Origin of the sequence: Blautia sp. BCRC 81119 (assembly GCF_003184505.1) — a bacterium.
GTDB classification, from domain to species: Bacteria; Bacillota; Clostridia; order Lachnospirales; family Lachnospiraceae; genus Blautia_A; species Blautia_A fusiformis.
The window spans coordinates 1-6,640 of the sequence record NZ_QJHD01000053.1; the positions used below are offsets into that span (position 1 = coordinate 1).

Annotated in this window: 7 protein-coding genes and 1 pseudogene; 7 read left to right on the forward strand and 1 reads right to left on the reverse strand. The window is 41.4% G+C overall.

The window, feature by feature from the left end; all coding sequences use genetic code 11:
* Positions 1-106: 106 nt before the first annotated feature.
* The 7 genes and pseudogenes from DMI82_RS19360 to DMI82_RS19390 all read left to right on the forward strand — a co-directional run.
* Positions 107-298: pseudogene (locus tag DMI82_RS19360) on the forward strand (TnpV protein); the annotation flags it as partial.
* Between the two features lie 214 nt (positions 299-512).
* The gene (locus DMI82_RS20755; RefSeq protein WP_110104285.1) at positions 513-770 is read left to right on the forward strand and encodes a helix-turn-helix domain-containing protein; all 258 of its coding nucleotides are present in this window, start codon (positions 513-515) and stop codon (positions 768-770) included.
* 116 nt (positions 771-886) lie between these two features.
* Positions 887-1,534, forward strand: coding sequence for a glycosyl hydrolase family 95 catalytic domain-containing protein (locus DMI82_RS19370; RefSeq protein ID WP_227752252.1), 648 nt, complete (start codon positions 887-889; stop codon positions 1,532-1,534).
* Positions 1,535-1,763: 229 nt separating this feature from the next.
* The gene (locus tag DMI82_RS19375) at positions 1,764-2,282 is read left to right on the forward strand and encodes an RNA polymerase sigma factor (protein WP_005423085.1); all 519 of its coding nucleotides are present in this window, start codon (positions 1,764-1,766) and stop codon (positions 2,280-2,282) included.
* Positions 2,282-3,709 carry a DUF4179 domain-containing protein gene (locus tag DMI82_RS19380; protein ID WP_110104286.1) on the forward strand — a complete coding sequence of 476 codons (1,428 nt, stop codon included), beginning with the start codon at positions 2,282-2,284 and terminating at the stop codon, positions 3,707-3,709. The genes DMI82_RS19375 and DMI82_RS19380 overlap by 1 nt, the downstream gene beginning before the upstream one ends.
* Before the next feature lie 26 nt (positions 3,710-3,735).
* A complete protein-coding gene (locus tag DMI82_RS19385) occupies positions 3,736-5,274 on the forward strand; it encodes a L,D-transpeptidase family protein (RefSeq protein ID WP_110104287.1) in 1,539 nt (512 codons plus the stop codon).
* A 127-nt stretch (positions 5,275-5,401) separates the two neighbouring features.
* Positions 5,402-5,587 carry a hypothetical protein gene (locus tag DMI82_RS19390; RefSeq protein ID WP_110104288.1) on the forward strand — a complete coding sequence of 62 codons (186 nt, stop codon included), beginning with the start codon at positions 5,402-5,404 and terminating at the stop codon, positions 5,585-5,587.
* A 153-nt stretch (positions 5,588-5,740) separates the two neighbouring features.
* Here the strand turns inward: DMI82_RS19390 and DMI82_RS19400 are convergent.
* A partial coding sequence (locus DMI82_RS19400; protein ID WP_199579989.1) for a recombinase family protein occupies positions 5,741-6,640 on the reverse strand: 900 nt, incomplete at its 5' end.

Sequence of the window (6,640 nt, forward strand, 5' to 3'; positions counted from 1 at the left end):
CCATAAGCCTGCTCCTTAGATTAGATTTAGAGTTTTTAGAGTCAACTCCCAAAACTCTAATCAATAGTTTACATGCAACAGCCAGAAATTTCGATACACCCTCTTATTGGACGCTTACTATACGAATGTAAATGGATATCTGCTTCCAGATCTTACTTATAAATCCGGTGAGCAGATGGAGCAACTTGGTAAGTATGGTTTTCTTCGCAGAGATTATCTGAAAAACCATCGAAATTCAACCTATCAGGTGATGCTTCTGCAGGATACGCTTGGAAAGCATCTTCTGGAAGTGGACAAGTATTTCCTATTATGTATTTAACATAATATATAACAAGAATTCTCCTACCTCTGCAGGTAGTGAGATGAATTGTAGATCTGAGCATAAATGCTCAAAAGAATTTTATAAATAAAAAAGGAAACACTTGTTCCTGTAGATGACTTGTATTATAATGAAAAAGAACATATTGTTCAGGAATGGCAATTGCAATCATTTGTAAACAGGTAGGAATAAGGTGAGGAAAATAAATCGGGCAGTAAAAGTAAGAATCTATCCAAATGCAGAACAACGTGTACAAATAGAAAAAACAATCGGCTGCAGCCGATTTATCTATAACTGTATGCTTGCTGACAAAATGGAACATTATAAAAAAGAAAAAAAGATGTTAAGGAACACACCAGCCAGTTACAAGAAAGAATATCCCTGGCTGAAAGAGGTGAGAACTATCCCAAATAAGGTACAAAGTATAGATCATTTGTACTTATTGGGATAGTTTTATTTAAGGTTGACTGTATAAAAATTATTAATTGACAGACTATGTTATTTTACAATTATTCTGTCTTTGGTGCAGAACCAGTATTAGAGATTAATTTAATATACTGACTCGGTGTGACACCTATCCGGGAATGGTTCCTGGATTATCCGGAAACAGAGATCCATCACCGTCATGTATCTCATTTATATGGCCTTTATCCCGGAAACCTGATTACAGAAAACACCCCGGAGCTTCTGGAAGCCTGCCGGGTGGCACTGGAAAGGCGCGGAGACGAGGGAACCGGATGGTGCATGGCATGGAAGGCCTGCCTCTGGGCCAGACTCAGGGACGGGGAACATGCACTGGGACTTTTGAAAAACCAGCTCCGTTATACCAGGGAGGAAAACATTTCCTGTGTGGGAGGCGGCATTTATCTCAACATGCTGTGTGCACACCCTCCATTCCAGATTGATGGGAACTTTGGCTTTGCAGCTGCAGTTGCAGAGATGCTTATCCAGAGCAGGAAAGGGCATATCCTGTTACTTCCGGCACTTCCGGCTGAGTGGAAAGACGGAAATGTCCGGGGAATGAAGGTACAGAGTGACATCACAGTTGATTTTGAATGGAGAGGTGGCAGGATACACAGGGTTCGCCTCTGTTCTTCCCATGAGCAGAAAGTAACGTTGGAATGTAATGGAATTTCAAAAACAATATTTTTAAGACCCGATGGGACAGAGGACATGATTTTTGATTGGTCTGTCCTGAGGGCCTGGAAATCATAGACAGCCGTATCATGTAAAACGCACATGGTACGGCTGTTTTTATACCCTAATAGGACCTGATGATCATAAAATTTGAACGATTTCGGGGGTGTTTTTATCTGAGATAATTTTTTTTAAAATATTTGCAACCTTTTTAGGGATTCGCACGTCTAATAAGTAGAAGCACATAAATGAAGCTTCTATAGTATACTACGGATGACTAGTCTGAGATAGGAGAGCCGGAACTACAATGAATGAGGTTTTGATACGAAAAGCGAAGAAAGGCGACAAAGATGCTTTCTGCCGACTTATGGATGAGAATGTACAGAGTATGTATAAGATTGCGGCAGCATATCTGAAAAATGATGAAGATGTTGCGGATGCAATACAGGATACGATTCTTTCCTGTTATGAAAATCTGAAAAGTCTGAAACAGAACAGATATTTTAAAACTTGGATGATTCGAATCTTGATCAACAAGTGTAAGGACATGATACAGAAGAAAAAGCTGGTTACTTATACGGATCAGATGCCGGAAACACCTTTTCACGAAGAAGAATATGCGGCAATGGAATGGGCACAAGTATTAGAAACATTGGATAGCAAATATCGTTTGGTTGTTCTTTTGTACTATATGGAAGGATTTAGTGTCCGGGAGATCAGTGACGCTCTGGATATGAAGGAAAGCACTGTGAAATCTCGTCTTCATCGTGGTAGAAAACAGATTGCAGAGATGTATGGATATAAGGTTAAGGAGGGACGTGTTTAATGATGACTTTAAATAATAATGAGAAAGACTTCCAGGAAAAACTTCAAAAGGATACAGAAATGCCGGCAATCGTGCATGAACGTATCAATCAGGCATATCGATTGATTGAAAATAATGCTGTGTTACAGAAAAAAGCACCAAAGGATCCATATCACTGGATGAAAATCGGAGGCAGGGTAGCAGGAGGTATGGCAGCGGTACTGGCAGTCGGATTTATATTCTGTGCAACCAATCCAGTAATGGCAAAGAATATCCCGGTTGTAGGAGGGCTTTTTGAAATCTTGCAGGATAATGTAAGTTTCTTTGGCGATTTTTCGGATTATGCAACAACCTTGGAATCCGTTGATGGAACAACGGCAGATAGCAGTGAAGCAGACGGGAGCAAGACAGGTAATGCCAATAGTACGAATGCTTACACTAAAACTGCAGATGGACTGACAATTACATGTTCTGAGGTATATGCCAACAGCCAGGCGGTCTATATAACTATGCAGTTTAAGAGTGATAAGCCATTTCCAGAAACAGGAACCGGAGCGGAAAGTGGAACACCGGTCATTGATCTGGATATGACTGGCGGTGTGGACTTTAATCCAGAGGCCAGTCCGGTGACCGACGGTCAGGTGGAAGGACAGTTTCTGGATGACAACACCTATGCATGCATTTTCCGTTATGATCTTGCTCAGGCGGCAAAAGACTATACGGAATATAATGAGAAATACAATGAAATGACACAGCAGGTAATGAATGAGATGGGAATAACTCAGGCGGACTTAGATGATCAGACGGATGAAGGGTATGCGCTGCTGGAAGAATTTATCGATAAGTTGTCTGAACGTGGTGGAGCATATCAGAAGTACATTAAAGAAATTGATATTCCAGATACCTTTAACCTGCATCTGGATATCACGAAGGTAAGAGGACTGGAAGCAGACTATGAGTGGTCAGAAGCAGATGATGAAAAATATGGAAGGGATGCCGGTTACTACAAATATGAAGGTGATTGGAGTTTCGATATCCCGGTTACAGTAGATGATTCCCGGACAGAAGTAATGGAACTGAATGATACAAACGATGCAGGTATCGGACTCAAATCCGTAATTCGTTCTCCGTATGAACTGACGGTAAATGAACTTTATAAGGAAGGATCCAACAGTGACTGCTTCATGGTAGCTCTTGATGCCAACGGAAACACACTCCCATACAATGAGTCTTCTGCAAACTGTAATAACTTCGTAATTCAGGACAGGGACATTTCGACAGTAGATATTTATTTCCTGGATTATATCCAGTATATGGATGAACTGAAGGGGCAGCAGAATTTTGATAATCCTACGAAAGAAGACGGACAGAAATGGAAAAAACTTCTGGAGGAAAATGCAAAGTACCATAAGACATTACATTTTGACAGTGACAATGCAAAAAGCTAATTGATTCAAAGAAAGATAAATAAGACATGAGACCAAAAGAAGTGATAGGGCAATCAATGAGAACCACAAAATCGGCAAGACCAGGTTCAGTTGTGTATGTGCCGATGGATAAATCGGAATTCAGATCCATTATATTTTCAGAAAAGAAGAAAAATAAAATTAAGAAAATTGTAATATTGATTATATTGATGATTTTTGTTATAGGCTGTTGTATATATGCAGGTATATCTTATTATTACTCATATCACTTCTTTTATGGGACGACCATCAATGGGATTGACAGTTCAAATAAGACAGCATATGAGGTTGAGCAGGAGATTGCTGGGAAAAAGGATAACTATACTATTCAGGTAAGGGCAAGAATGCAGGACCCGCAGGCCATTACAGGAAAAGATATTGATTATAAATACGTATCCAGCGGTGCGGTTCTCCAGCTGCTGAAAACTCAGAAATCATGGGAATGGATCGGCAGTCTTTTTGAAACAAAAAACTATATGGTTCAAGAAGAGACTTTTTTCAGCCGGGAGAAACTGGAAGAACAGGTAAATTCATTAAATTGTGCGAAAAAAGAGAATCAGATAGCACCGGAAAATGCGTATGTAAGTTTTGTTAACTCAGAATTCACTATTGTGCCAGAAACGGAAGGTAATGAATTAAATACCAAAGAAGCTTATCAGATGATATGCAGGGCAATCGATAACGATGCGGCAGAGGTAGATCTGGAAAGTGATCCAAAGGCTTATAAGAAAGCAGATGTGACGAAAGAAAGTTCAGAGCTTCAGAATATGGTAAATACATATAAGAACCTGACAAAAGCAAATATCACATATACATTTGGGGACGAAACGGTAACACTCGATGGGAATACCATCAAAAACTGGCTGCAGTTTGACGAGAAAGGGCAGCTGCTCCAGAATGATGAAGCCTTCCGGCAGCACGTAGTGGATTATGTGGCACAGCTTGCAGCAGATCATGATACAGTTGGCACTGAAAGACAATTTCAGACCACGAGCGGAAGGACTGTGTATGTATATGGTTCTGCCTATGGGTGGAAGATTGATCAGGACAAGGAAGTAGCACAGCTCATGCAGGAAATTCAGTCAGGAACCCAGACAACCAGGGAACCGGTATATTCTATGAGGGCAAATGCACACGGGATTAATGATCTCGGAGATACATATATAGAGGTAGATCTCACAGAGCAGTATATGTGGTATTATCAGAATGGAAATATTATTTTCCAATCAGAAATCGTATCCGGACTGCCAAGCGATCCGGATAGAAAAACACCCCCTGGAATATTCACACTGAATTCAAAGAGCAGTCCGTCCGTGCTGCGAGGTGAAATGACAGCAAATGGAACCTATTCTTATGAACAGCCGGTAACGTACTGGATGCCATTCAATGGAGGAATTGGCTTTCATGATGCAGACTGGCAGCCGTACTTTGGTGGTGACAGATATCTTACAGGTGGTTCTCATGGATGCATCAATCTTCCACCAGAAAATGCCGGACAGCTTTATAGTCTTATTCAGTATGATGTCCCGATAATCTGTTTTTACTAATTCTATATTCAAGATGTACAGGACAGGAGCTAAGTTGTAATGCAGCTGGTTCCTGTTTTTCATTGTCAACAGTATCAGCCTGACGCACGATCACCATTTCGGTAATCCAGAACAAAGCAGACTTGATGTGGAAGTGGAAGAGCGATTGGTAAAAGCTAGCAATCTCTTCCTTTCACAAAGAGTGAAGAAGAGAAAGCACATTAATGGGATTGACGTATCAATACTGGAACCATATAATGGGTACAAAGAAAAATTTATTTATGGAAATAAACACATTGACAGAGCATACAAAAGTGCTGTGATTAAAGTTTAAAAAGAATCCTTATGAATATCATAAGTAATGCTGTCAAGTATAATAAAGAAAAAGGAGAGATACTGCTCAGCTATTATGAAACACAGGTGGATGACAGGCATATGATTAGCGCCTATTAGGAAAACACACTGTCAAAGGGGTTTGTAGCGGGGGTTAGCCCGCTACTGCGGTATCTTCCGTAGTGTTAATTTCAATGTACTCTGCAATCTTGTGGAGCTCGTCAGCGAATTTGAATTTCACGCTGATATTGCCGTTTTCATAGACCTTGATATAGTCCACAAGTTCAACCAAGATTTCACGGTTGAGGGCTTCAATGTTCTGATACTTCATAAAGGCTACCAGTGCAGGATGCTCGTTGTCTACACCGTTTGCCAGTTCTGCGCGTTCAGCGTTCAGCCGAGTGAGCACTGCGGAAATATCAGAAGTCTGCCGTTCATAGTCGGCCTTCATATCCCGGTATTCCTGCTGGGTGATTTCACCGTCTTTCCAGTCCTGATAAAGAGATTGCTTGTAGCGTGTTATCTTTGTCAGTTCCCGCTCTTTTGCAGCTATCAGATCGTCCAGTCGGTAAGACTGGCTTTTTTTGATTGGAGCGGAATTGATCTGCGTAACGATTTCCGAGTAGGAAGCAGCCAAATGTACCTGATGCTGTACGGCGAACAGAACAGCAGCCTCCAGCCGTTCATGCTTGATTGAGTGCATGGTACAGGCTGTCCGGGAACGGTTCTTATAGGTTGAGCAAGAATAATATACATTGTTGTTTTTGCCAACGCATCGGGTAATGGCCCGCCCGCAATCGGCACATTTCAGAAAGCCGCTGAATAAATGTACCTCACGGCCTTTCGGGGAAGTACGGGTATCACGCTGTAAGAGAGCCTGTACCTTGTCGAAAGTTTCATAGTCGATAATGGCCTCATGCGTTCCAGCCACTTCCACCCATTCCTCGCGTGGAACAGCTTCAATCTGGTGTACCTTGTAGCTTTTCACCCGGCTTCGGCCTTGGGCTAAATCCCCGGTGTAGGTCGGATTGGTAAGAATGGAGTGGATCATGCG